This is a genomic window from Paenibacillus sp., assembly GCF_035645195.1.
Classification (GTDB): domain Bacteria; phylum Bacillota; class Bacilli; order Paenibacillales; family YIM-B00363; genus Paenibacillus_AE.
Map to the genome: position 1 here is coordinate 25259 of NZ_DASQNA010000017.1, position 26191 is coordinate 51449.

At 56.7% G+C, this 26191-nt stretch carries 24 protein-coding genes; 22 read left to right on the top strand and 2 right to left on the bottom strand.

What is annotated here, in order from left to right:
* Positions 1-30 precede the first annotated feature (30 nt).
* The 20 genes from VE009_RS08470 to tatA all read left to right on the top strand — a co-directional run bounded on the left by VE009_RS08470 (position 31) and on the right by tatA (position 21083).
* Positions 31-1230 carry a glycosyltransferase gene (locus VE009_RS08470; RefSeq protein ID WP_325006954.1) on the top strand — a complete coding sequence of 400 codons (1200 nt, stop codon included), beginning with the start codon at positions 31-33 and terminating at the stop codon, positions 1228-1230.
* Complete coding sequence (locus tag VE009_RS08475; protein ID WP_325006955.1) at positions 1214-2035, top strand: WecB/TagA/CpsF family glycosyltransferase; 822 nt, start codon at positions 1214-1216, stop codon at positions 2033-2035. The genes VE009_RS08470 and VE009_RS08475 overlap by 17 nt, the downstream gene beginning before the upstream one ends.
* 210 nt (positions 2036-2245) lie before the next feature.
* The gene (locus VE009_RS08480; RefSeq protein WP_325006956.1) at positions 2246-3583 is read left to right on the top strand and encodes a UDP-glucose/GDP-mannose dehydrogenase family protein; all 1338 of its coding nucleotides are present in this window, start codon (positions 2246-2248) and stop codon (positions 3581-3583) included.
* 28 nt (positions 3584-3611) lie between these two features.
* Positions 3612-4979, top strand: coding sequence for a sugar phosphate nucleotidyltransferase (locus tag VE009_RS08485; protein WP_325006957.1), 1368 nt, complete (start codon positions 3612-3614; stop codon positions 4977-4979).
* Between the two features lie 230 nt (positions 4980-5209).
* Positions 5210-5683 (top strand): VanZ family protein, encoded by a 474-nt coding sequence (locus VE009_RS08490; protein ID WP_325006958.1) that lies wholly within the window; start codon positions 5210-5212, stop codon positions 5681-5683.
* 546 nt (positions 5684-6229) lie between these two features.
* Entirely contained in the window at positions 6230-7948 is a 1719-nt protein-coding gene (locus VE009_RS08495; protein WP_325007054.1) for a phospho-sugar mutase, read from the top strand.
* 34 nt (positions 7949-7982) lie between these two features.
* A complete protein-coding gene (locus VE009_RS08500; RefSeq protein WP_325006959.1) occupies positions 7983-9464 on the top strand; it encodes a L,D-transpeptidase in 1482 nt (493 codons plus the stop codon).
* Between the two features lie 22 nt (positions 9465-9486).
* Complete coding sequence (locus VE009_RS08505) at positions 9487-10017, top strand: DUF4916 domain-containing protein (protein WP_325006960.1); 531 nt, start codon at positions 9487-9489, stop codon at positions 10015-10017.
* A gap of 157 nt (positions 10018-10174) precedes the next feature.
* Complete coding sequence (locus VE009_RS08510) at positions 10175-11338, top strand: ATP-grasp domain-containing protein (protein WP_325006961.1); 1164 nt, start codon at positions 10175-10177, stop codon at positions 11336-11338.
* Between the two features lie 926 nt (positions 11339-12264).
* The gene (locus tag VE009_RS08515; protein WP_325006962.1) at positions 12265-12435 is read left to right on the top strand and encodes a hypothetical protein; all 171 of its coding nucleotides are present in this window, start codon (positions 12265-12267) and stop codon (positions 12433-12435) included.
* Positions 12436-12503: 68 nt separating this feature from the next.
* The gene (locus VE009_RS08520) at positions 12504-13277 is read left to right on the top strand and encodes a metallophosphoesterase (RefSeq protein ID WP_325006964.1); all 774 of its coding nucleotides are present in this window, start codon (positions 12504-12506) and stop codon (positions 13275-13277) included.
* Positions 13278-13343: 66 nt separating this feature from the next.
* Positions 13344-14000, top strand: coding sequence for a PAQR family membrane homeostasis protein TrhA (gene trhA, locus VE009_RS08525; protein WP_325006965.1), 657 nt, complete (start codon positions 13344-13346; stop codon positions 13998-14000).
* A 34-nt stretch (positions 14001-14034) separates the two neighbouring features.
* A complete protein-coding gene (locus VE009_RS08530; RefSeq protein WP_325006966.1) occupies positions 14035-14964 on the top strand; it encodes an alpha/beta hydrolase in 930 nt (309 codons plus the stop codon).
* A 304-nt stretch (positions 14965-15268) separates the two neighbouring features.
* Positions 15269-16555, top strand: coding sequence for a DNA recombination protein RmuC (locus tag VE009_RS08535; protein ID WP_325006967.1), 1287 nt, complete (start codon positions 15269-15271; stop codon positions 16553-16555).
* 89 nt (positions 16556-16644) lie between these two features.
* Positions 16645-16782: a hypothetical protein gene (locus VE009_RS08540; RefSeq protein ID WP_325006968.1), complete on the top strand. Its 138-nt coding sequence runs from the start codon at positions 16645-16647 to the stop codon at positions 16780-16782.
* 693 nt (positions 16783-17475) lie between these two features.
* A complete protein-coding gene (locus VE009_RS08545; protein ID WP_325006969.1) occupies positions 17476-17676 on the top strand; it encodes a hypothetical protein in 201 nt (66 codons plus the stop codon).
* A 133-nt stretch (positions 17677-17809) separates the two neighbouring features.
* Positions 17810-19123 carry a CmpA/NrtA family ABC transporter substrate-binding protein gene (locus VE009_RS08550; protein ID WP_325006970.1) on the top strand — a complete coding sequence of 438 codons (1314 nt, stop codon included), beginning with the start codon at positions 17810-17812 and terminating at the stop codon, positions 19121-19123.
* 23 nt (positions 19124-19146) lie between these two features.
* On the top strand, positions 19147-19992 hold the full coding sequence (ntrB, locus tag VE009_RS08555; protein ID WP_325006971.1) for a nitrate ABC transporter permease: 846 nt from the start codon (positions 19147-19149) through the stop codon (positions 19990-19992).
* A gap of 4 nt (positions 19993-19996) precedes the next feature.
* Positions 19997-20821, top strand: a complete 825-nt coding sequence (locus tag VE009_RS08560; RefSeq protein WP_325006972.1) for an ABC transporter ATP-binding protein — start codon at positions 19997-19999, stop codon at positions 20819-20821.
* Positions 20822-20879: 58 nt separating this feature from the next.
* On the top strand, positions 20880-21083 hold the full coding sequence (tatA, locus tag VE009_RS08565) for a twin-arginine translocase TatA/TatE family subunit (RefSeq protein WP_325006973.1): 204 nt from the start codon (positions 20880-20882) through the stop codon (positions 21081-21083).
* Between the two features lie 95 nt (positions 21084-21178).
* Here tatA and VE009_RS08570 read toward each other — a convergent pair whose 3' ends face one another.
* Entirely contained in the window at positions 21179-21853 is a 675-nt protein-coding gene (locus VE009_RS08570) for a DUF421 domain-containing protein (RefSeq protein WP_325006974.1), read from the bottom strand.
* Positions 21854-22067: 214 nt separating this feature from the next.
* On the opposite strand from VE009_RS08570, the gene VE009_RS08575 reads away from it, so the two are divergent.
* On the top strand, positions 22068-22541 hold the full coding sequence (locus tag VE009_RS08575; protein WP_325006975.1) for a MarR family transcriptional regulator: 474 nt from the start codon (positions 22068-22070) through the stop codon (positions 22539-22541).
* Entirely contained in the window at positions 22538-25723 is a 3186-nt protein-coding gene (locus VE009_RS08580; RefSeq protein ID WP_414694804.1) for an MMPL family transporter, read from the top strand. The genes VE009_RS08575 and VE009_RS08580 overlap by 4 nt, the downstream gene beginning before the upstream one ends.
* A 98-nt stretch (positions 25724-25821) precedes the next feature.
* Here the strand turns inward: VE009_RS08580 and VE009_RS08585 are convergent, their stop codons facing one another.
* Positions 25822-26148: a hypothetical protein gene (locus VE009_RS08585; protein WP_325006976.1), complete on the bottom strand. Its 327-nt coding sequence runs from the start codon at positions 26146-26148 to the stop codon at positions 25822-25824.
* Positions 26149-26191 lie beyond the last annotated feature (43 nt).

Sequence of the window (26191 nt, forward strand, 5' to 3'; positions counted from 1 at the left end):
TTCTTAGTTGTTGGGATAGGGGGAATACTTATGAAGGTCCTCTTGGTTCATAATTATTATCAACAACCAGGCGGGGAAGACAAAGTTGTAGCGCAGGAACTTGAGATGCTACGAACAAACGGTGTCGTGGCGAACCTATACTCGGTTCATAATAATAAAATCAAAAATGAAAGTAGTTTCAAAAAAGTCTTAACTGGAATCGAGACGATTTGGTCCCCAAGCGAGTATTCGAATATTAAGAAAGTAATCATGGACTTGAAACCCGATGTGGTTCATGTCCATAATTTTTTTCCGTTGATTTCTCCATCAATTTATTATTTATGCAAGCAGATGGGAATACCAGTCGTACAGACACTACATAATTATAGGTTGTTATGCCCTGGCGCAACATTCTTGAGGGAAGGAAAAGTTTGTGAAGAGTGTCTTCAGGGATCTGTTTTTAACTCAATAAAATATGGTTGTTATCGTAAATCACGGACACAAACAATAAGCGTAGCAAGCATGATACAATTCAATAAAATGTTAGGCACGTGGAGCCAAAAAGTAAACAAATATATTGCCCTGACAGAATTCGCAAAAAACAAATTTGTTGAGGGGGGCTTGCCCGGTCATTTAATAAGTGTGAAGCCAAACTTTATCAAGCCCGTAAATAGTGATCTCTTAAATCCTTATCCAGGAACGACGTACCTACTGTATGTCGGAAGAATTTCGGCGGAAAAAGGGGTCGAAAACCTATTAAAAGCGTGGAAATTATTTGACTTGAGAGGGTCTTTGCAGTTAGTGATTGTAGGGGAAGGACCGGACAAAGAGTATCTCGAAAAGAAGTACGCAAGTGATAATGTCATATTTGCTGGTAGTCAAGGAAGGGATTCTGTGTTACAGCATATGGCACACGCAAAATACCTGATAGTTCCCTCTGTATGGTATGAAGGTTTTCCTATGACGATAGTGGAGTCATATTCCGTGGGAACACCTGTAATTTGCAGTAAGATTGGATCATTAGCTGAAATTGTAAAAGAGGAAAAGACGGGATTTCAATTCATCCATGATGATTTACAATCATTAATTGGCACTCTTAAAAAAGCACTGTCTTACGAAAAATATGAAGAGCTTAGGGTTAATGTTTCAAAGGTCTTCAATACTAGGTACACTGAAAAAGTAAATTTTGAGGCCATTATGAACATCTACCATGAAGCGTTGCAGGAGAATCGCTATGCGAAAGCACGCTAAGGTAGGAAGAATCATTAAGTCGGATGTTACAGCCCTTTCCTTCAGAGAAACGGTTAATGAGATTGTTAGTTGGATTCAAAATAAAGAAAGCAATTACGTTTGTGTTTGCAATACCCATTCACTTGTGACCGCTAGTAACGATGAGTACTTTGAGATGATCTTAAATAACGCAGGAATCTGTACACCAGATGGAATGCCGTTAGTATGGGCACTTAGGCTTTACGGTTACAAAGAACAAGACCGGGTTGACGGACCCAACTTAATGCTTAAACTGTGCGAAGTTGCAGCACAGAAGAAATTCAAAGTCTACCTATATGGTGGTACTACGGAAACGTTAGATAGGTTGACAAGAAAATTAATTCACCAATTTGGTGGTATTCAAATTGTAGGATCTTATTCCCCTCCATTTCGGCAATTAACGGAAGAGGAAGAAGAACAGATAACAGAACAAATTAACTCAGCCAAACCTGATTTGATTTTTGTGAGTTTGGGGTGCCCCAAGCAAGAGAAATGGATGTACAGTAAGAGTCTAAAAGTAAAGGGTATAATGATTGGGGTTGGAGCAGCATTCGATTTTATAATAGGGAACATTAAGCGACCACCGCAAATATTTCAACGTTTGGGGCTCGAATGGTTTTTTCGCTTAGTAAGCGAACCTAAGCGTCTTTGGAAAAGATATTTGTATAATAATCCGGTGTTTATAATTCGATTTCTTTTGACATATAGACAAAACAAACGGGTTACAAAATTGCTTATGGAAAATTCAGGGATCAATTATTGTAAAGACCGAGGAGTAGGTTATTAGTATACGAAGTTAGATTCCCACATCTCCGGACATAGTTACTGACAAATGCTCAAATGGGGAGTTAATGCATCCGAATCAAAAAAATGTCGATTTCCATTATTCCTCTTCGGATTGTATATAGTTGCTGGGAGAACATGAAAGTACCAATTGAAGATTGAGATTCGCAATAATGCAGGCATAAGGACTTCTAATTAAAGAAGGAGTGGGAAGATGAAACTTACAGTCATCGGCACAGGTTATGTCGGACTTGTATCTGGAGTTTGTTTCTCTGATTTGGGCAACGACGTCATTTGTGTCGATAAAGATGCTAAAAAAATCGAGATGCTATTAAACGGGGAAGTTCCGATTTATGAACTCGGCTTGAAAGAATTGATTGAAAAGAACAGAATCGAAGGGCGATTGTCCTTTACTACTGATATCTCCGTTGCTGTGCAAGAAGCGGAGATTGTTATTATCGCGGTCGGCACGCCACAGTCGCCTAGCGGAGAGGCAAACTTGCAGTTTATTGAACAAGCAGCGAGGGAAATCGCAGTCGCTTTGAACGGATACAAAATTATCGCTACGAAGAGCACCGTGCCAGTTGGCACGAACGAGCGAATCAAAACAATCGTTGGTGAATTGACAGATCATCCATTCGATATCGTCTCCGTGCCTGAATTTCTGCGTGAAGGCTCCGCCATTAAAGACACGTTTCATCCGGACCGCATCGTCATCGGCGCGGAAAACAAACGGGCAGCAGAGATGATGATCGAACTCCACCAACCGTTGACGAATAAAATTATCGTTACGGACGTACGGAGTGCAGAAATGATCAAATACGCTTCGAACGCTTTTCTTGCAACGAAGATTTCATTTATTAATGAGATCGCCAATATATGCGAAAAGGTCGGTGCGGACATCACGCTCGTTGCGAGAGGAATGGGGCTTGACCGTCGGATCGGCGAATCGTTCTTGAATGCCGGTATAGGGTACGGCGGATCCTGTTTCCCGAAAGATACGAATGCACTCATTCAGATTGCCGGGAACGTTGAATATGATTTTAAATTACTTCGCTCAGTCGTGGAAGTTAACCAAATGCAACGGTTTAACGTGATTCAAAAGTTGGTCGATTCGCTGGGTTCGTTAGAAGGGAAGACGGTAGGCATCTGGGGATTATCGTTTAAACCGAATACGGACGACGTACGGGAAGCGCCGTCGCTTGAAATTATACCTGCTCTGATCGGAATGGGGGCAAAGGTGAAAGTATACGACCCGGTGGCAATGGATAAATTCCGTGCATTCTTTAACCATGAGTCGATCGTGTGGTGTTCCGGAGCAATAGAAGTGGCGGAAAGTGCCGATGCGCTTTGCTTGCTAACCGAATGGGAAGAATTTCGTAATGTGAATTTGCAACAAATTGAAAAACAAATGAACCAACCCATTCTCGTCGACGGCCGGAATGTATTCTCTCACAAGGAGATCGCGGATACCGGCTTTTATTACTACTCCGTAGGTCGACCGATGATGAACAGTTTACAGCCGTACGATCGAGAATTCTTAAGTGTATAACGATTCAAATATAAAAGGAGAGGATAACATGAAACTAGTCCTGCTATCTGGCGGTTCCGGGAAACGTCTTTGGCCGCTTTCGAACGATTCGCGTTCGAAACAGTTTTTAAAAGTGTTGGCTTCCCCGGACAATGAAGCGGAATCAATGGTCCAGCGTGTATGGCGCCAGCTTGGGGAAACGGGGTTGCAAGAGGACGCATTAATTGCTACGGGGAAAGCCCAGCTTGACGTAATGCAAAGTCAACTCGGCTATGACGTTCCGCTCATCCTAGAGCCCGAACGCAGAGATACGTACCCTGCCATTGCGTTAGCGGCAACTTATCTGTATTCCATCCAAGGCATGAGCCTTCAAGATGTCGTTGCGATTCTGCCGGTAGATCCATATGTAGAGAATCATTTCTTTGGAAAAATTAAGGATTTGGAAGAGGTTCTTCGAACCTCAGGTGCAGATCTAGCACTCGTTGGCGTGAAGCCGACATACCCATCGGAAAAATACGGTTATATTGTCCCTAGGACTGAAGAAGATACCAACCGGAAGTACATTACCGTAAGCCATTTTACAGAAAAACCCCGCGAAGACCAAGCGAAGCAGCTCATTGAGCAGCAGGCGCTATGGAATTGCGGGGTTTTCGCATTCAAGCTGGATTACATCATTAAGCACTTGATCGATAACGGGCTTCCGATCCAATACGAGGAGATGCTGAAACAATACGGTCGTTTGCCCAAGATCAGCTTCGATTATGAGATCGTGGAGAAGGCAAAGAAGCTTGTGGCAGTTCCGTACTCGGGGTACTGGAAGGACCTGGGTACCTGGAATACGTTGACTGAGGAAATGAGCGCACAGCAGATCGGAAAAGCGGTCGTGACTGATGATTGCGTAAATACTCATGTCGTCAACGAATTGGATATTCCGATCACGGTGATCGGCGTCAAGGATGCGGTCGTGGCGGCGAGCCCAGACGGGATCTTGGTATCTGCGAAGGAGGCAAGTCCAAGAATCAAGGATGTTATGAAAAACATTGAGCAGCGCCCGATGTTCGAGGAACGCCGGTGGGGATGGTACAAAGTTCTGGATTACGGCAAGCTGCCGGATGGAAGCGAAGTTTTGACCAAGCGGATTTGCGTGCTGGCGGGAAGACACCTAAGCTACCAGCTCCATTTGAAGCGCAAAGAAGTCTGGACCATTATTTCGGGAACCGGTGAGTTTATTCTAGACGACCATCGGGTGGCGGTAAAGCCGGGAGACGTGCTTCGTATTCCTGTAGGAGCGAGACATAGCATCCGGGCTAATGAGGATCTCGAGTTTATAGAGGTGCAGACCGGGAGCGAACTAATCGAGGAGGATAACATCAGGCTTTCGACATCGTGGGAGGAAATTATCACCTTGTGCTCGTGATGGCTGAGTGGCGTAGAGTGAGGTGGGGGAATGTACTGTACCATCCAGCAAATCACATTTGAACGCCGGGAGGCGGGGGGCGCAGTTGCTGCGACACCCGCCTCACCTATTTTGCGCGGAGCGATAGAGCTCGCGACGTGGAACTGGCGACATGAGCAAAAGAAAAGGCAGGAGAGAGCGGCCGCCTTAGCGCCGCTGGCATCTGAACTATGAAGAATAAGCTGGTATCTATGATCCCTGTGCTTCTATTGGTCGGCATCATTTTGCTTTTCTCTTCTCAACCCTACCAAGAGCAAACGATCATCCCGAGCCTGCGGGGAAGCTTTTCGGAGGATCGACTGAGCGAGAGAATGCCGGATCTGACGATCCATTACCATCAATCGAATGTGAACGCGAAGCAGCAGCCCTTCCAGTTCATTGAATTTGTGTTTAGAAAATCCGCGCACCTGTTCGTGTATGGCGTATTGGGCGCGCTCCTCTTTCTAGGACTTCGGCCCTTTCGTCTGCGCGGGTGGGGGAAGGCGCTCCTTGTACTCGAAATCGGCGCGCTAGTGGCGATCGTCGATGAGATCAATCAAGCGCGATCGTTATCGAGAACGGGGATCCCCCAAGACGTGGCGGTCGATCTGGCCGGAGTAATCCTCGGGATGCTGTTCGCGGCGCTGCTGACGGCAGTGCTCCGCAGGCTGGAGGGAGAAAGCTGAAGCGAGTGATCGCAGCGGGCGGATGGCTTGAAGCTATGCCGGTTGTCGGAGGAAGGATGCGCCCGATCTGCTTCATTGAACATAGGAAAGGAATTGAGAAACAGTACGGGAGCGAGCGAAGCGGCGGGGGACAGCTTGCGTACTGCTCGTGACCGGGGGTGATCTGACGTCTTGAATGAGAAAAAACGATACAGTTCCAAATGGATAATCAGTTACAAAGGGAAAAGCTTCGCCGAAATTTACGGGAAGAAGAAGGCCTACGATTTATTCGTGAATCTAAGCCAGTGCTTGCTGAACTTGGAGGTCAAAAAGGCTGCGAATACGAAGCGAGAGAACGTGACTGCCGACCGGAAAGCGTACAGCCGAAGATGGCGAGAGAAAAATAGGGATAAAATTCGTGTGTACAACCAGCGATCGAGGCAAAAGAGGTTATGGAAAGAAGGTCCGAGGCGCAAGGAGGGACAACGCAGGGTGAAGGAACAATTCGAAACGAATGAGAACAAGTTTAGCCCTTACGAAGTGTACCGGCGCTGGAGCAAGGCGGAGATGCCGGAGTGGATGCGTGCGGAATTGGATGCAATGAGTGAAAAGCAACTGCATGAGCATTTCGGCGCGCATTTGGAGTTCGGGACGGGCGGACTTCGGGCCGAGATCGGCGTTGGCACGAATCGGATGAACGTCTTCACGGTTCGGCGCGTTACGCAGGGATTGGCGAAGTACATGTTGTCTCGGGGAACGGAATTTTCATCGCGAGGCGTCGCGATCGCGTTCGATTCCCGACGCTTCTCGCGGGAATTCGCCGAAGAAGCGGCGCTCGTATTGGCGAACAACGGGATCAAAGCATATTTGTTCGAAGAGCTCCGGCCGACTCCGATGCTGTCTTATGCGGTAAGGCACCTGAGGACGGCCGCAGGCATCGTGATCACCGCAAGCCATAATCCCCCGGAGTACAACGGATATAAGGTATACGGGGAAGAAGGCGCCCAAATTCCTCCGCAGGTTGCGGACGCGATCACGGCGAACATCGAAGCGGTCGAGGACGAGCTGGCGGTTCAGGTGTTAGACAGGCAGGAGGCTATGAATCGCGGGCTCCTGATCCAGATTGAGCAGCAGGTCGAGACCAATTATTATTTGAACCTTCAAACCTTGCTGCTTCAGCCGGGCATTGCGCGGGAGCAAGGCAAGGAGATGAAAATCGTATACACGCCGCTGCACGGATCGGGAAACCGGCCTGTTCGCGAGGCGCTCGCCATGGCGGGCTTCGAGCACGTGTTCGTCGTGGAATCGCAAGAGCATCCGGACTCCGAATTCCGTACGGTCGCTTCTCCGAATCCGGAGGAGAAGGAAGCGCTGCGCCTTGCGATCGAGCTGGCGGAGGACGTTGGCGCGGAGCTCGTTCTAGGCACCGACCCGGACGCGGATCGAGTCGGGATCGCCGTTCGAGGCAGGGGCGGACAATTCGTTTGTTTGACGGGCAATCAGACAGGAGCGTTGATGCTCGAGTATACCCTCTCGCAGCTGGCGGAACGGAAGCAGCTCCCGAAGAACGGCGTCGTCATTAAAACCATTGTAACCTCGGAGCTTGGGAGGGAGATTGCGAAGCATTACGGGGTCGAAACGATCGACACGCTGACGGGCTTCAAGTACATCGGCGAAAAGATCGGCGAATTCGAGCGTACGGGCGAGAAGCGGTTTCTTTTCGGCTACGAAGAAAGTTACGGGTATTTAGCGGGTTCGTTCGTGCGCGATAAGGATGCCGTGCAATCTTGTTTGATCATCGCGGAAATGGCGGCCTATTACCGGACGAAAGGTCTTTCGCTATATGAGGCCTTGCTCATGCTGTATGAAAAATACGGCTACTACCAAGAGGGACTTCATTCGGTGACGCTCAAGGGCTTGGAAGGAATCGTTCGGCTTAATCGAATGACGGAATATATGCGCGAACATCTCGTTACGAAGCTTGGGGAGCAGTGGAAAGTCGTGCTGATCCGGGACTACGATCGCCAGCTGCAGTTCCACCTCCGCAGCAATACGAGACAAACAATCGAGCTTCCGCGATCGAATGTGCTCCACTATACCCTGAACGACGGCTGCTGGTTCGCGGTACGCCCTTCGGGGACGGAGCCGAAGCTGAAAGTCTATTTCGGAGCCGTCGGGAACGGCGAGGCGGATGTGGCACGAAAGCTGGAGGCTTTGCGGGACGAAGTGCTGCATCTTCTCGATAATATCCAAATCTATCTCGGGTTGCAGGTTTCCATCAAGTAACCGAAACAGGATCCAGATCATCAGGAGGGAATCCATGTTCGAGCCCAAGTCGAATGCAAGCCGATTTCCAAGCCAAGTGAAGAAGCGCGTCGTCCCGTTGAAGGGGCATATGTATATCAACCCTGCAGATCCTCAGTATTATGAAAAAGTGCTGCAGTACGTGGACCGCCACGACCCCGAAGCGTTGTTTCACGTCGGGATGAAGCAGCTGCGTCTGGGGAACCCCGTGAAGGGCAAAGAGCTGCTGATGCAATGCTCGGGTACGCGAAGCGGGTTCGCCGCCAAGGCGAGAAGCGAACTGCGGAGGCTGGAGCAGCCGACCGCCGGAAAACTGCCCCCGGTTGCGGAAGCGAATCCCGCGCGCCGGGGGGCGCCGTGGGGATGGATCGCGTTGGCGGTGACGCTCACGTTCATGCTCGCGGCGTTGCTGCTGCTAGGCAGCAGTCCGGCAAGAAGCGTGATCGCCCGCTTGACCATGGCGCCGGCGGGTATGGATGTCATCTACGAAACGGCGGAGCAAACCTTCCTGATCTATGTCGATCCCGACAAAACGCCGCGTGAAGTAGAACAGCAAATGTACGAAGCTGTCACCAAACTGGGGCGCCAATACCCGGACCAGGTTGTAAAGGTCTACGGGGTATATGCCGGAAAGGGCCAAAAAGCGGGGACGGTGGCGCCGCTGCGCGATCCCGGGTTGAAGTCTGGGGCATTCGTTATGGCGAAGTATCATGCGGCGACGGGCGAAAATGTAACCGTTCGCTTTTTCTCTGCAGGGGCTTCGGATGATCGAGCTCCTTATGTTCGAGCCGGAGCGAATCTGGTCAGAACCGCGCTCGAACAATACCGAGAAGACCATGGGAAGCTCCCGGACACGATCCGGGAGCTTCTTGGCGATTATCCCGATAACTACTTAAGCTGGATCCCCATAGAATCTGCGAGCGGAAGTGCGAACATCGCGGACCGTTTTGACGGTAGCGGGGGTTGGGTGTATACGCCAGAAGCCGAAATCCTGGAGCAGGCGTTCCGGCCGAATACGGTTGGAATCGCAACCCCCTATGCTCCCGTCGAGATCATCGTCTCGAAGTCGGATTATCGGCTCTATGTGGCAAGCGGCGAGGATGTGCTGGAAGCCAAACAGGTCGGGCTCGGCAGGGAGGACAGCACCGCGGCCGGAAGCTATGAGATCGATAGCAGGGTGCTCGAGCCGGAGGGCGCGAAGCCTGGCATGTATGGGGATGCAGGCTTGGGCTTCGGCAGCATGGCGCTGCACGGTACGTTGGACAGAGCTTCGATTGGCGAGAATCGCTCCTTGGGATGCGTACGTTTATGGAACGAAGATATAATGGATATCTTCCCAATCGTGCCGAAAGGGGCTGCTGTCCGCATCGTGGAGGGGGAAGCTTTCCCGAGCCTAGAGGAGCCCGACGTGCTGTCGAATTGGGAGCCTCTATTGGCAGGCACCCATCCGGGGTATAATGAAACGGCGGAGGGGCTGCGGTTCGAGTGGTTAGACTAATATGCTTTTTTGGGAGGAAAAGATGGACTGGATCGAGGAAGAACAATGGAATAAGATTCAACAGCAAATCCCGATTGTTTGCGTTGATATTTTGGCAGTGAAGGAAGGTACCTCAGAGAGCGGCAGATTGATGCTCGGGCTGATCCTGCGCGAAACCCCGCACGAAGGGCCGAAGTACTGCACTGTCGGAGGGAGGCTGTTATACAGAGAGTCGTTGCAAGACGGAATCCGACGGCAGCTGGAGGACGCCTTGGGCAGCAATATACAATATAAGTTGAGTTCCGACCTCCAGCCTGCATATGTGGCCCAGTATTATCCCGGCACCGCGGTGAGAGAAGGGTTCGATGCGGTGGACCCTAGAAAGCATGCGATCGGGCTAACTTACACGATTGAAATTAGCGGCGAACCGATGCCGCGGCGGGAAGCGTTGGATTTTAAATGGTTTACGGTAGACGAATTGCTGGCAAACGAAGATATCGGCTTTCACCAGAAGTCCGTCATCCTGGCGTGTATGGATCGACTTCTGCAGATTTCCCCTCTAGAGTCTCGGTAAGGGATCTCCCCCGAATAGCCCCTTCGCATAGAGCCTTTCGCAGCACCTTCCACCTTATAAAGCCGGGTTGCCGGCCATTCGCAAGAATATCTGTTCATATGAAAATTAACAGGGCGAGTTATGGCTTGGTTGAAACAGGGAGAGGCGGTACGACGGAATGACGACGATCCTACTAACCGACGGATTCATGCGCAAAACGTTATCGGCGGCGCGTTCGCTGGGGGAGCAAGGGGCGAAAGTGATCGTCTCGGATACGACCTCTTGCACGCCGGCCGCTTATTCCAAGTATTGCAGCCTCTCGCTGACGTATCCGGATCCTGTTCGGGAGCCGCAGAAATTTTTCGGTTGGTTGAAGGCTGCCGTCCGCCGGCATGCCGTGGACGTGCTGATGCCGATGGACGACGCCGTGCTTTCGCTCGTCATCGCGCATGAAGAGGAGCTTCCGGCGACGTGCGCGTGCGTGCTCCCGCCCGCAGATGCATACCACATTGCGTCGGACAAGCATTTGAGCTTGCGGTTGGCCGCATCCGCGGGCTTGCCTACGCCTCGGACCGTCCTGCCTCGGAGCGCGAGCGAAGTGGACAAGCTGGCAGGGATGCTGCAGTATCCTGTAATCATTAAGCCCCGGTCCAACTCGGGCTCCAGAGGGATTCGGCTGGCGTCGGATGCGGACGAGCTGAAGCGGGAGTACGCGCTCGTACACAGGGAATATCCGTTCCCGATGATTCAAGAGCGGATTCCGACGGGGGAGCGGATCGACGTTTGTCTCTTGTTCAATTTGGAGAGCGAGCTTCGGGCTTCGTTCGTGCAGCGGGAGCTGCGGCATTTCCCGTTGGAGCGGGGGCCCAGCACGGCGCAGGAAAGCATATGGCTGCCGGAATTGGCGGCTCGATGCGAAGCGATGCTGAAGAAGCTTGGCTGGCAAGGCATCGCCGAAGTGGAGTTTATGGTGGATCCGAGAGACGGCTTGCCGAAATTCATGGAAATCAATCCGCGCTTCTGGGACTCCTTGCACCTCTCCAAGCTCGCCGGAATCAATTTTCCTTGGATGTTGAGCCGAATCGCGCTCGGCGATGACGTGCCGACCGTACGCGATTATGCCGTCGGCGTCCGCTGCCGCAACGGGCTGCCCGGCGACCTGCTGCATTTCCTCTGGAACGAGAATCGTTTCCGAATGCTACCATCGTACTTAGGGGTGGGGGAGAACGGGGGAGACGATATTCTTTCGCTGCAAGATCCCGGGCCGGCCTTCGGCTTTCTCCTAGCGTGCGCAAGGCGTGCCTTCGATCGGAACAGGCGGAAATCGGTATTCGACAGATAGAGGGGCGGGGGAAAATACTCGGCGGCTGCTGGTGGCCCCGTAGCCTTCGAGCACCCTGATCTCGCAGCGAAGATCGACCGGCGGGGGCAGACGCCCGTCCTTCCCGGAGCATGCGGAAAAACGAGACGGCTGGGTGAGCGAAAAGCTCGGCAAAAGCTGGTTAGGTGGTGTTACATCCGTCATCGTTTGTAAGCGTTTTCCGACTTCTTTTGACGAAAGTTTCTATTTCGATCTTGGAATCCACATGTTTCGACAAGATATTACAAAAATACCTATTTACTCAAAAATGTAGAGAATGTAAGATTAGTTTATATAAAAAAATGGAAGTGATGATTTCGAACTCGGATAGGGTCGATTGAATTCGAGAAGCAAGAAGTGGGGCCGATCTTCCGACTATGAACAAGGAAAAACAATGACGAGATGCATCGTGGAAGCGGGAGCGGTTGGATCGGCTAAGCATTCCGGGAGAGAAGTTTCGAAGGGTTGAAGAAGCGGCATCGCCCGAAGGTGCTGCGGATCGAAGCGACGTCCTCGAGTAATGAAACCCCTGATAGAAGTAGCCCTTAAGACCCAGTTGTAAAGACTCCCCATTTTGCTGAAAAACCATCCAGAATTATGACTGAAGTCGCACTTTTATTAAAGCGGGCATTCGCTTGACTCGAACTCGAGAGGTAACGAAATTTTAAAAATTTTGGCAGACAGTGAAACAATTTGTTGCTTTTGTCGATGAATTGAGTGATAATTGATACATAACGTATCTAACATTGCGGCATAAATCAACGCATCAGTGCAACGCATTAGGCGAAAACGGAACATCTCATGGCACATGCCTCATATATAAATGGATCGAATCGACAGCATGTCTAACGAAGACGAGACATAGGTGAAAACCAAGACAAAGAGCAGTGGTGGAGGAGAGGAAGCTTATGTTGAAGAAGACGACGGTTGACGTGGTTGACGTGCTGGATAGTCTGGGGATAGCCATTGAGAAATGGTATGAATATAATAAAGGGGACCTCGGGTTTGCAAAGCCGATACCGCTGATTCGTCCGGCCGACGCGGAAAGACCGCCAGTTCCCTGCAAGGACGCCGTCTAGGTTGTCGTCGTAGCGGAAACGAGCATAAACCCGACGGAAACGCTACTGCCGGCTCGGAAAGGGTGATTATGCTGTTCCACTATTTATCTATTGCCTTACTGCTTCTTTTTGCGACGTACCTCCTCTTCGTATTTCCTACGCAATGGGTCAAAATCGAACGAGTGCGACACCCTCTTGGCCTTAATAAGCGTATTTTTCAAATCAGCGATCTTCACGTCGAAAGGTTGAGAGTCTCCCCGCAAAGACTCCGCCGAATCATTGAGCAAGAACGCCCCGATTACATATTCCTCACGGGTGATTACACCCAGCGCGTATGGCATGTGCCGAAGGTGGACGCCTACCTGCAAGAAATTGCGAGCGTAGGCGTCCCTGTGTTTGCCGTGCTGGGCAACCATGATTATCGCCTCCAATACTTTGTTTCGATTCTGCTCCAAGCTTTCCGGCGGCGGGGCATTCCGGTGCTGCATAACGAATCGGTGCGGCTTGACGGGTTTACGCTCGTCGGCATCGACGATTTCGTATCGGGAAAGACCCGTGTCGAGAAGGCGTTCGAAGGCGTCGGGACGGAGGAGACCTGCGTCGTCATCGCGCATGACCCGAACGTGACGCTGCGCATCCGCCGGCCGTTCGACTACTTGATGTGCGGCCATCTGCACGGCAAGCAGTTCCGCCTACCGTTCCTTTATTATTTGAAACGCAAGGGCCCCCTCGCGAAGAAAGGGATTTACAAAGGACTCCACAAAAACCAGTGGGGGACGTTTTACATTTCCAAAGGGGTCGGCCAAGCGCAGCTTAACGCGAGATTTCTGGTTCGCAGCGAGCTAACCGTGCATGAATTGTAAAGGTTGTCCGCCCGCTCCCATGGTATAGTTAGGTAAAAGAGGACCACACTAAGGAGGGAGCGGCTGTTGAAAGGGCTTCGAGCGCTGCGCATGAAAGAGCCGGCCAATACGATTACGCACTTGATCCCGCTGCTGGCCGGCTTCGTCGGACTCGGCTTTTTGATCGCTCAACATATGCATGAGCCCGCGAAGCTGACGACGGGAGTTATTTTCGGCGTGAGCGTTATTTTGCTGTACGGCGCGTCCACGGCATACCATTGGATTCGCGCGACGCCGGGGAAGGTGAAGGTGCTGCGCAAGCTGGATCACATCGCGATTTATTTGCTGATCGCGGGGACGTACACGCCGGTGCTGTATTTCGGCCTAGACGGCTGGTGGCGCTGGGGGATGCTGGCGGCGGTGTACGCGCTGTCGCTCGTCGGCATCGCGATGAAAATTTGGTTTTTGCATTTGCCGCGCTCCGTGTCGACCGTGTTTTACATCGCGCTCGGCTGGATCGCCGTCATTCCGCTCGCCAAGCTGTGGAGCGCCCTGCCGGCGGAGGCGATGGCGCTCATGCTGCTCGGCGGCGCCGCCTATACGATCGGTGGCGTCGTCTACGCAACGAAAGTGTTCGATTTTTTCCCGAACCGATTCGGGTTTCACGAGGTGTTCCATATTTTCGTGTCGATCGGCACCGTGCTGCATTTCGTCATGATCGCGGGATACATATTGCCGATGTGACCTAACTTCTCGCGTTACACGGAGGTGCGGATTGATGGCATGGCTCGTCGCCGCGGCGCTGCTTGCGGCCGCGGCGTTCGCAATCGCTTATTATTTCTCGGAGCGCGTGCTGAACATTCGGACGTATCCGAGCGACGCGATTCTCGCTCGGGAGACGGAGCTTGGACGGATCGAGAAGGAGCGCGTCGACGCGCTGCCGGTCGAAGAAGTCGAGATTCGTTCGCCGTACGGGTATTCTTTGTACGGTTGGTTTTTGCCCGCAGAGGGCGGAACGTCGCGGAGCACGGTCGTGTTCTCGCACGGCGTCACGTCCTCGCTCGTCGGTATGCTGAAATACGCCGACATGTTCCGGCGGCGCGGGTTCAACGCGCTGCTGTACGATCACCGCCGGCACGGTCGGAGCGGCGGCAAGCATACGACGTACGGCTATTACGAGAAGCGCGATTTGGGGGCGGCCGTCGATTGGGTGTACGATCGGTTCGGCGCTGACGCCGTCGTCGGGCTGTTCGGCGAGTCGATGGGGGCGGCCACGGTGCTGCAGTTCGCCGCGATCGACGATCGGCTCGATTTCGTCGTCGCGGACTGCCCGTACTCGGACCTCGGGGAGCAGCTCGCGCATCGGTTGAAGGCGGATTACCGGCTGCCGCCGTTCCCGCTGCTCCCGCTCACGAGCCTCTGGTGCAAACTGCGGGCGGGCTTCTTCATCCGCGACGTCTCGCCGATCCGCGATCTCGCGGGCATCCGCGCGCCGGTGCTGCTCATCCACGGGGACGCCGACGATTTCGTGCCGATGCGAATGAGCGCGGCGATGTACGAGCGGTGCCCCGGCAGCAAATCGCTGTATCTCGCCCCCGGCGCCGCTCACGCGGAATCGTGGCAGCGGCACCGCGAGGAATATGAACGGATGGTGGAACAGTTTCTTCGCGCGCACCGCCTGCTGCCGGAAGCGGCCGTCGTCGGCTGATCGCCGGGCGGGCGGCGGTGCCGCGACGGATATAGGCGCCTGTCGGCTTCAGAGGAAGCCGGCGGGCGCTTTTTTGTCGTTGGGGGCTGGAGCGTTCTGTTCGCCGCTTGCCTGACGCTCGTCTGGTGCTCGCCCGCCATCCGCTACTTGTCGCTCGCCCGCCCGCTTGATGCTGCCCGCCACCTGCCGCTCGCCGCCACCTAACCCGTGCGGCACCCACCACCGCCGCGACGCTGCCCGCCTGACGCGAACACCTGTTTTGTGGTACAATCGTTGGTAAATTCGTGCAAAGGCGGGAGAAGGCATGGCAGATACGGTGCAATGGATCGTGGCGGCAGTCTCCGTACTCAACGCGGGACTGCTGCTGCTCCTGCTGCAGCGGGCGAACGGGCGCGGCCGGAACGCGGAGGCGGAGCGGCGATTGGACGCGCTGGCGCGCGCGGTGGAACAGACGGAGCGCGGGCTGCGCGACGAAATCGCTCGCAGCCGCGGGGATATGCTGGCCGCGGGCGGGCAGCAGCGCCAGGAGCTGGCGGACGCCTTCGAGCGTCAGCAGCATGCGCTGATGGCGCGGCTGACCGAGCTGACGCGGCTGAACGAGAGCAAGCTGGAAGCGATGCGCGAGACGGTGGAGCGGAAGCTGACGGCGCTGCAGGCGGACAATCACACGCAGCTAGAGCAGATGCGCGCCACGGTCGACGAGAAGCTGCACGCGACGCTGGAGCGCCGGCTCGGCGAATCGTTCCAGCTCGTCGGCGAGCGGCTCGAGCTCGTGCACAAAGGGCTCGGCGAGATGCAGTCGCTGGCGTCGGGCGTCGGCGACTTGAAACGGGTGCTGACGAACGTGAAGACGCGCGGGACGATGGGCGAAATTCAGCTCGACGCGCTGCTGGAGCAGACGCTCGCGCCCGATCAATACGAGCGGAACGCGGCGATCAAGAAAGGGACCGCGGAGCGCGTCGATTTCGTCGTCAAGCTGCCGGACAAGTCCGACGGGCGCCGCGCGGTGCTGCTGCCGATCGACGCGAAATTTCCGCTGGAGGATTATCAGCGGCTCCTCGACGCGCAGGAGAGCGGCGACGCGGCCGCCGCGGCGGATGCGTGGAAGCTGCTGGAGGCGAGGGTGAAGGCCGAGGCGAAATCGATCCGAGACAAATATATCGACCCTCCGGCGACGACGGAATTCGCGGTGCTGTTCCTGCCGCTCGAAGGCTTGTACGCTGAGGTGCTGCGCCGTCCCGGGCTGTGGGACACGCTGCAGCGGGAATACCGCGTCGTCGTGACGGGGCCGACGACGCTGTCGGCGCTGCTTAACAGCCTGCAGATGGGCTTTCGCACGCTGGCGATCCAAAAACGGACGAGCGAAGTATGGCAGGTGCTCGGCCAGGTCAAGGGCGAATTCGGCAAATTCGGCGATTTGCTGGAGAAGACCCAGAAGAAGCTCCAGGAAGCGTCGAACACGCTGGACGGGGCGGCGGTGCGCACGCGGGCGATCGAACGGCGGCTGCGCGGCGTCGAGGAGCTGTCCGCGCCCGAGCCGGAAGAGGCGCTGCCGCCGGGCTACGGATTCGCGGCTTCGGGAGATTCGTAAGGTTCGCGCGGAGCTCCGTCCCGCCGCATATTCCCGCGCGTTCCGGCGAACGATATAGCGGAATGACGGGAGGAAAGGAGCTTCGAAGCATGCCGAAAACCGAGGAATACGACGAAACGCTGACGGAGCTGCAACGGGAAGTCCAAGAAGCGCTGAGGGGATTGCCCGGCATCGGCTCCCCCGGCGAGGACGCCGAAGCGAGCGATCATCTGGACACGTTGGTATAGAGGGTTAACAAAGTCGAACCGGGCCCCGAGGGCTCGGTTCGACTTTTTGCTAATGCGCCGCGAGCCGTATGGATCGTCGGCGTGCAGCCCCGTTATGGGAAGCATGTATGCAAAAGAAGGGAGGCCCCTGCCCATAATTAGCATACGTCCTTCCCATAATGCGCCGCGCGCCGTCTGGAGCGTCATGTGTGCAGCCGCGTTATGGGAAGCATGTATGCAAAAGAAGGGAGCCCCCTGCCCATAATTAGCATACGTCCTTCCCATAATGCGTCTCGCGCCGCCTGGATCGTCGGTGTGCAGCTCCGTTATGGGAAGCATGTATGCAAAAGAAGGGAGCCCCCTGCCCATCTTTAGCATACGACCTTCCCATAATCGCCTCGCGCTGCCTGGCTCATTGGCGTGCAGCTTCGTTAAGGGAAGTGTGTGTATGCATAAGAAGCAACCTGCCGAGTCCTCGGGGCACATTTTGAACAATGGTCATGTAAATATATATAACATAAAGTTATCGAGGTTAAAAATAATTTGCATAAAAGGTATTGACGGATGCAAATCCATCAGTAAAATAAGCTTATAACCACACCTCACGACAAAAACCACACACCAACACGGTATAAAACTTCACGCATACAGCAGGATCCAGACACTATTTTCTAAAAAGGTTAGAACACGAAATATCGAACGAGTTTGATGACAATGACGTCGATCGAACCGTTAGGGCAAAGGAGCCCTGTAGAAGCAGATCGCGAAGGCGCCTATAGGTTATTAGGTGCGTCGATCCGTGCTTTTGCAGGGCTTTTCGTTTTGCCGCAGACACGAAGACGTGTCCCCTCGGGCAATGCCGCCTACCTGATGCCGCGTTACGATTTTGTCGTGAACAAAACTGTTTACGATTAGAAATGGTTTGCGTACGTGTCGGGTAGGCGTTTTCATTTAGACCTTATAGGGCGTGGAGGGAGAATATGAGAGAGACGGTACGGTCGGCAGAGGCAAGGCGAGATGAGAGAAAACGGGCGGGGGGTGCTTCGCGATGAACGACAGACGCCTTGAGGCGATCATCCAAGAAGCGCTGAAGAAGGATGCGTTGACCCGCCGGGAGTTTTTGAAAAAGGCAGGAGCGGTCGGGGCAGCGGCGTTCCTGCTGCCGAGCGCGCTGCTCGCCGCTTGCGGCGGCGGCACGACTCCGGCGCCGTCGTCGTCGAGCGGGTCCGGGGCAAAGACGTCGGGCAACAAAATCACGATCGGCTTCATTCCGCTGACGGACTGCGCGTCCGTCGTCATGGCCAAAGAGCTAGGGCTGTACGAGAAGTACGGCGTCGACGTCGACGTCACGAAGGAAGCGTCGTGGGCGGCGGTGCGGGATAAGCTGATCTCCGGCGACTTGAACGCGGCGCATTGCCTGTTCGGCATGCCGTTCTCGGTGTACACCGGCATCGGCGGGCAGGCCGGCACCGAAATGCCGATCGCGATGATCATCAATGCGAACGGCCAGGCGATTACGCTGTCGAAACAGTTCGCTTCCGTCGGCTTCCGCAATTTGCCGGCGGCGAAGGACGCAATTGAGAAGGCGATGGCGGAGCGGGAAGTGACGTTCGCGATGACGTTCCCGGGCGGCACGCACGATTTGTGGCTGCGGTACTGGCTTGGCGCGGTCGGCGTCGATCAGTCGAAGCTGAAAATCATCACCGTCCCGCCGCCGCAAATGGTCGCGAACATGAAAGTAGGCAACATGGACGGCTTCTGCGTCGGCGAGCCTTGGAACCAAGTCGCCGTGCGCGACGATCTCGGGTTCACGCACATCTCGACGCAGGACATTTGGAAAGACCATACGGAGAAGGCGCTCGTCCTGAACAAAGCGTGGAGCGCCAACAAGGACGAAGTGAAAGCGGTCATGAAGGCCGTCTTGGAAGCTTCGATGTGGTTGGATAACCTGGACAACCGCAAGGAAGCCGCGAAGGTCATCGGGCATCAAGCGTACGTCAACGCGCCGGCGGCGGAAATCGAAAAACGGCTGCTCGGCGATTACGATCTCGGCGGCGGCCACGGCACGCACAAGTATACGGACGATTACATGTTGTTCCACAAAGGCGGGACGATCAACTTCCCGCGCAAGTCGCATGCGATGTTCTTCATGAGCCAATACGTCCGCTTCGGCTATTTGAACAGCCACCCGGACTACCAGCAAGTCGCCGATAAGCTGATCATGCAGGATTTGTACAAAGAGGTCGCCGGCGAGATGGGCATTGCCGTTCCGGACGACGACATGAAGCCGTTCGATATCAAGCTCGACAACAAAACGTTCGACCCGAACGATCCGGCGGGATCGCTCGCGCAATACGGATAAATTACTCACGGAGGTGCATCGCAGTGACGCAATTCACGGGACAAAGCGCGGCGGGCAGAGCGTTCCGGTCCGCGCGGCAGTTGACGCTGCCGTCGTACTGGCTGGGCGCCCTGCGCAAAGCCGCATATATGCTGGGAAGCATGCTGCTGCTCATTCTGATGTGGGAGGCGGCGCACCGCCTCTCCGGTCAATCGCTGCCGGGCCCGATCAGCACGCTGGGCGTGCTTTGGAGCCTTGTGTCCGATCCGTTCTACGATTACGGCCCCAACGACAAGGGCGTCGCCCTGCAGTTCATCGCTTCGCTGCAGCGCGTATTCGCGGGCTTCTTGCTCGGCGCGCTCGTCGCGATTCCGCTCGGCATCGCCATGGGCGCGGTGCCGTTCTGCCGGGCGCTGTTCGATCCGATCGTGCAGGTGCTCCGGCCGGTGTCGCCGCTCGCTTGGTTCCCGATCGGCCTCGCGGCGTTTCAATCGGTCGGGCCGGCGACGATTTTCATTATTTTCATCACGTCGCTGTGGCCGACGGTCGTCAATACGGCGTTCGGCGTGGCGTCCATCCCGAAGGATCACCGCAACGTCGCTGCCGTGTTTAAGTTTTCAAAGTGGAAGTATTTGACGAAGGTGCTGTTCCCGTACACGCTGCCGCACATTCTGACGGGGCTGCGCCTCAGCCTCGGCATCGCGTGGATGGTCATCGTCGCCGCGGAAATGCTGTCGGGCGGCACGGGCATCGGCTTCTTCGTCTGGGACAGCTGGAACGCGTTGAACGTCGAGCGAGTCATCGCGGCGATCGCGCTGATCGGCGTCGTCGGTTTGCTGCTCGACAGAGGCTTCTATTATCTCGAACAGCGGTTCAAATACGGGGGGTGACGGGATGGCTTACCTCAGCATCGAGAACGTCAATAAGATTTACAACACGAAGCAAGGCCGCTTCAACGTGCTGCAGAACGTCAGCATGGGAATCGAACGCGGCGAGTTCGTTTCCTTGATCGGGCATTCCGGCTGCGGCAAATCGACGATTCTGAACATCGTCGCGGGGCTGGAGAAAGCGACCGACGGCCGCGTCGTCCTGGACGGGAAGCCGATTGCGGGTCCGGGTCCGGATCGCGGCGTCGTGTTCCAAAACTACTCGCTGCTGCCGTGGTTGTCCGTCTATGGCAACGTGTACGAGGTGGTCGACGCCGTTTTCTCGAACAAATCGAAGGCGGAGAAGCAGGAGATCGTCGAGCGATTCCTGACGATCGTCGGGCTGTGGAAGCATCGCGACAAGCGGCCGGACGAAATTTCCGGCGGGATGAAGCAGCGCGCGGCGATCGCCCGCGCCTTCGCCGTCGGGCCGCAGGTGCTGCTGCTCGACGAGCCGTTCGGCGCGCTCGACGCGCTCACGCGGTCGACGCTGCAGGACGAATTGGTCGGCTTGATGAAATCGGCGAGCTCGAGCGGCGGCGGCAGCGCCGGAGGCGCCAACGGGGGCACCGACACCGTCATTATGGTCACGCACGATATCGACGAGGCGATTTTCTTGTCGGACCGGATCGTCGTCATGACGAACGGGCCGGCCGCGACGATTCGGAAAATCATTACTGTGCCGCTGGCGCGCCCGCGCGAGCGCAAGGAAGTAATCAACCATCCGGTGTACAACGAATTGAAGCGGGAGCTGCTTGAATATTTGCACGGCAGTCCGGCCGCGGCGCACTGATGTCGGACCTCAGCCGCGAAAGTCGCGAAAGCCGCGAAACAACCGAGGAGGTGGCAGGATGATCGGAAGCATCGGAGTGCCGGGGTTGATCCTGATCCTTATTATCGCGCTGGTCGTCTTCGGACCGCGCAAGCTTCCCGAGATCGGGAGCGCGTTCGGGCGAACGTTATCGGAGTTCAAGCGGGGCGCCCGCGATTTCACGAACGGTCTAGACGACAAAGAGGCGGAGCGGCCGGCGTTGGAGCAGAAGCCGCTTTCGTAAGGCGACATAGATAGGTACGACGCAAGGCCGTCCGGCAGCATCGCCGGGCGGCCTTGCTTTGCGCCGCGAACGCCCCCGCCGCGCCGGAACCGCGCCTAGTGACGCAGGGGCGGCGCATCGCTGGCCGGCTCGTTCCGCCGCGACGCATGGAGCGCCCCGTCCGAGCCGAGGGCGGCGTAGAACACATCGCCGACCGAATCGATGCCCTGCTCCTTCAGCCGCTCCTCCAGCCACTCCCGGCTCAACCCCTGCCGCGCGAGCGTATCCTCGTTGACGACCCCTTCCACGACGACCGTGTATGAGTACGGCTGTCCCTGCTCCAGCACCGTCAGCTTGCCGTTGCCTTCCACGATCGCCATCTCGACGCGGCTGACGTCGAACACTTGCTTGTCCCGCAGCATTTGGAGAACGATATCGACGGTATAGCGGATGGAGGCGATATTGCGGTCCAGCAGCTTGCCCCGGTACACGACGACCGTCGGCTCGAACGACGTCACCTGCCGGAACCGGCGAAACCGGACGGCCGCTTTCGAGAACAACCGCTCCATCACCACGACCATGACGATGGCCGCGGCGGTGTGCGCATGGCCGATCTGAGGGTCGGCGATGTCGGAGGCGACGACCGAGCCGAGCGTCAAGACGACGAGCAGGTCGAAGACCGGCAGCTCCCCGACCGACCGTTTGCCCATGAATAACGCAGCCAACAGCATGAGGGGGAAGATGGTGGCGGTCCGGGATACGACCAGCCATAAATCCGCGAACGGCGACATCGCGTGCGACCTCCCACCGGCGAAAGGATATGAGCTTTGAGTCATGGAGGTATTATGAAGCGGCGGCGGCGGAAATATGAGCGGCGAGGAACGACATTTTGCCGCTTGACGGGAAGGCTTGACCCGAGATATAGTTCTACTATCAAACCATTTGATAATAAAACTATTTCAAAATCGAACTACAAGACGACAACGCATCGGGGAGGGAAACATCGTGGACAAATCGCAGTTGGCATCGCTTATCGAGCGGTACGAAGAAGCGCAGTTCATCGTCACGCGGCGGGTGAACGCCGCCATTCGGGAGCGCATGCCCGAGGATTTGACGCTGGACCAATACGCGGTCATCCGCTACATGCGCAAGCGCGACCGCAGCACGTCGACCGAGATCGCGGATGTGTTCTGCGTCGGCAAAAGCTCCGTGACGGCGATCATCAACCGGCTGCATGACAAAGGGCTGATCGAACGATTCCCGGACGAGAAAGACCGCCGCGTGACGTCGCTGCGGCTGACGGACGAAGGCCGGCGGCTCGGGGACGCGATGGAGGATCGCATTCAGGAGCTCCTCAGCGGGTATTTGCAGCATTTCGACGTCAAAGAAGCTTTCGCATTCATCGAATTGTTCGAGAAGCTGGCCCATCTGCTCATGGAGCGAATGGGACCGGAGCGCGAAGAGGGAGGGAACGAATGATGCGCGCGATATTGAAATGGCGCTGGCTCGTCTTCGCGGCGTGGATCGCGGCGACGGCCGCGCTCGTCGTTGCCGCTCCGAACATGGAGGAGCTCGTCCGCACGAAAGGGCAAATCGAGGTGCCGGACGGCTATTCGTCTTCGGTCGCGGCGGAGCTGATCGACGAGCTGAACGCCGGGAAAGCGGAAGGCGGCGAAGGCGCTTCTGCGGTGCTCGTCCTGCACGACGGGGAGGGGCTCGGCGAGGAGGGGCTCGCAGCCGCGCGCGAGGCGATCGAGCGGCTCAAGGCCGGCGAGGCCGAGTACGGCATCACCGGCGTGACGACCCACTTCGATACGCCGGAGCTGGAAAGCCAGCTCGTGTCCGAAGACGGGACGACGGCGCTCGCGCTCGTGACGATCGATATGGGCGGACGGACGCCGGCCGAGGCGAAAGACGCGCTGTACGAAGCGATCGGAGACACCTCGCTCGAGCATTATTACACGGGCGGCTGGCTCATTTCGGAGGACGTCATTCAGAGTTCTCAGGCGGGGCTGAAAAAGACGGAATGGATTACGCTCGTGTTCATTCTGGCCATTTTGTTCGTCGTATTCCGCTCGGCGGTCGCGCCGTTCATTCCGCTCGTCGCGGTCGGCTTCAGCTACGTCGCGGCGCAGTCGATCGTCGCGTTCCTCGTGGACGGCTTCGATTTTCCGCTGTCGAATTTTACGCAGATTTTTCTCGTCGCCGTCCTGTTCGGCATCGGCACGGACTACTGCATTTTGCTGATCAGCCGGTTTAAGGAAGAGCTGGCGCATGCGGACAACGTGCAGGATGCGGTGCTGGCGACGTATCGGGCATCGGGCAAAACGGTGTTGTTTTCCGGCCTCGCGGTGCTCGTCGGCTTTACGTCGATCGGCTTCTCCAAGTTCGTGCTGTACCAATCGGCCGCCGCGGTCGCCGTCGGGGTCGCGGTGATGCTGCTCGCGCTCGTTACGCTCGTGCCGTTCTTTATGGCGACGCTCGGCCCGAAGCTGTTCTGGCCGGCGCGCGGCTCGCTCGAGCATAAGCCGAGCCGGCTGTGGGGCGCGGTCGGCTCCTTCGCCTTGAAGCGGCCGGTCTGGGCGCTGCTCGTGCTGGCGGCGGTGACGGTGCCGGCGCTGTCCGTATATCAAGGTTCGACGTCGTTCAACTCGCTCGATGAGATCGGCGACAAATACGAGTCGGTCAAGGCGTTCAACCTGATCGCGGAGGGCTTCGGCCCCGGGGACTCGCTGCCGACGACCGTCGTCTTGAAGGCGGACCGGCCGTTCGATACGCCGGAGGGGCTCGCGGCCGTCGAGCAGGTGTCGCGGGAGCTGGCGCAGGTGGACGGCGTGAAGCTCGTCCGCAGCGCGACGCGCCCGACGGGCGACGCGATCGAGGATTTACGAATCGCGAAGCAGGCGGAGACGCTGGGGAGCGGCATCGGAGAGGCCGGCGACGGCCTCGGACAAATCGGCTCGGGGCTGCAGGAGGCCGGCGAAGCGCTGAAGGCGAACGCGCCGAAGCTGCAGGACGCTGCCGCGGGAGCGGGGCAGCTCGTCGACGGGACGATCGAGTTGAAGACCGGCGTCATCCAGCTAGGCGACGGGCTGCAGCGCATCGAGCAGGGGCTGCGCGAGGGCTCGGTCGGCGCGGCGGAGCTGGCGCAGGGGCTGCGCGAGGCGCATGCGAGCGCCGAGCAGCTAAGCGCGGCGGCCGCGCAGCTGTCGCAGAGCTACCGGACGATCGGCGTCGGGCTCGATGCATTGGCAGGCGCGTATGAGCAGACGACGGCGAAGCAGGCGGAGCTGACGGCCGGCCTCGCGTCGGTCGGGCAAGGGCTCGACGCGCTCGCGGCGAACTATCCGGAGCTGCAGGACGATGCGGGCTTCCAGCAGGTGCGGGGCGCCGTCGCGCAGCTCGCGGACGGCTCGGCGCAGCTGAACGAAGGGCTCGCGCAGCTGAACGAGCAGCTCGAAGCCGTCGCCGGCGGCGTGAAGCAGGCGAACGCCGGCTTGGAGCAGGCGGCCGCGGGTCAGCAGGCGCTGACGCAGGGGCTCGCGCAGCTGGCGGAGGGCATCGAGCAGCTGCAAGCGGGCATCGAGCAGGCCGCGGCGGGCCAAGGCCAAATCGTCGCCAAGCTGCCGGAATTGAACGGCGGCTTCGACCGGCTGACCGAAGGACAGCGCGAGCTGCAGAGCGGATTCGCGCAGCTGTCCGCGCAGCTCGGGGAGCTGACGAACGGCTTGGATCAGAGCGTGGACGGCTTGACGCAGGTGACGGAAGGGCTCGCGTCCGCGCAGGAGTATCTCGCAGGGCTGTCGTCGGCGCCGAACGAGCAGCTGACCGGCTGGTATTTGCCGCCGGAGGCGGCGGATCGCGGCGACTTCCGCACGGCGCTCGATGCGTACATGTCGGCGGACCGGACGCTCGTCAAGTTCGACGTCGTGTTCGAGGGCAATCCGTACGCCGAGGAGACGTTGTCCAAGACGGCGCTGCTGGAGGACGCCGTCGACCGCGGGCTGCAGGGCACGGGGTTCGAAGATGCCCGATCCGCGCTGGGCGGCGTGACGAGCATGAACAGCGATTTGCGCGAGATTTCCGCCGGCGACTACAAGCGGACCGTCGCGCTCATGCTGATCGGCATCACGCTCATCTTGATCGTGCTGTTCCGCTCGCTCGTCATGCCGATGTATCTCGTCTTGTCGCTGCTGCTGACGTATTACACGTCCATGGCGTTCGCCGAGCTGCTGTTCGTGCGCATTATCGGCCTCGACGGCATCAGCTGGGCGGTGCCGTTCTTCGCCTTCGTCATGCTGATGGCGCTCGGCATCGACTACAGCATTTTCCTGATGGATCGCTTCCAAGAGTACCGGCACCTAGACCCGAAGGAAGGCATCCTGCTCGCGATGAAGCGGATGGGCGCCGTCATCATGTCGGCGGCCGTCATTCTCGGCGGCACGTTCGCCGCGATGCTGCCGTCCGGCGTCATGTCGCTCATGCAGATCGCCGTCATCGTGCTGTGCGGCCTGTTCCTGTACGCGATGGTCATGCTGCCGCTGTTCATTCCGGTCATGATACGCGTGTTCGGGCAGGCGAATTGGTGGCCGTTCATGGAGCCGCCGGGCGCCGAGGCGATCCGCGCGGCGGACGCGCACGGGAAAACCTTGCACCATTAACGACGACGTATAGAAGTACAAAAAAAGCTCTCGCCCCTACAGCCGTCAAGGCCGCTGCGGGCGAGAGCTTTTCGCTCAGGATCCGGTCGAGCGCGCCGTTATTGCAAAAACGAAGACGACGAGGTTCCCGGTTTGAAAGTGGTTTGAAGCTGGGCGATAACGTTGTCGATGTTTTGCTGCATTTGCTGCACCTGGCGCTGCTGCGCCTGGATTTGCGCTTCCAGCTGCTTTTGGGCGCCGACGAGGTCGCGGCTGATGCTGCGCAGCGCGTTGATCGTATCCATGACCTTCTGCGAGAACGAATCCGCGCCCGCGCTCAGGATCGCCTGCTGCGCTTGCTGCGCTTGCTGCTCCTGCCGCATGAAGCGCTGCTGTTGATATTGCTGATACGAAGAAGGGGTCACTTGGCCCATACCGTCTTGCATACGACGAGGCCTCCTTTCGACAAGTAGAATGCTTGGCAGAATC